The organism is Pseudomonas sp. SIMBA_067 (assembly GCF_046534675.1).
Lineage (GTDB): Bacteria > Pseudomonadota > Gammaproteobacteria > Pseudomonadales > Pseudomonadaceae > Aquipseudomonas > Aquipseudomonas putida.
In genome coordinates this window covers 1-273 of the sequence record NZ_JAWRYH010000404.1, presented here as the reverse complement: position 1 = coordinate 273, position 273 = coordinate 1, and the positions used below count along the sequence as shown (strand labels likewise).

1 protein-coding gene is annotated in these 273 nt (G+C 51.3%); it reads left to right on the top strand.

Translation table 11 applies throughout. The annotated features are described in order from the left end of the window. Positions 1-29: 29 nt before the first annotated feature. On the top strand, positions 30-185 hold the full coding sequence (locus SB765_RS29630; RefSeq protein WP_010258211.1) for a general stress protein: 156 nt from the start codon (positions 30-32) through the stop codon (positions 183-185). Positions 186-273 lie beyond the last annotated feature (88 nt).

Genomic DNA, 273 nt, shown 5'->3' with positions numbered 1-273 from the left:
CCTGAATGAATCTATTAACGGAGTAAGTTATGGCAGAGCATCGTGGTGGTTCAGGTAATTTCGCAGATAATCCGCAAAAAGCGTCTGAAGCCGGTAAGAAAGGCGGCCAGAGTAGCGGCGGCGGAAATTTCAAAAACGATCGTGAAAAAGCATCAGAAGCCGGGAAAAAAGGCGGCAAAAAGTAGTCGCCGCCCCTTTCTCAGCCCAGACCTGGGCCTGAATGTGGTCTGGTACTGATGTGTATGACACTTTGCCCCGACCTCCCACAGAGGC

Coding starts and splice junctions, on each gene's coding strand:
- SB765_RS29630 (WP_010258211.1), top strand. CDS start 30: ATGGCAGAGCATCGTGGTGGTTCAGGTAATTTCGCAGATAATCCGCAA.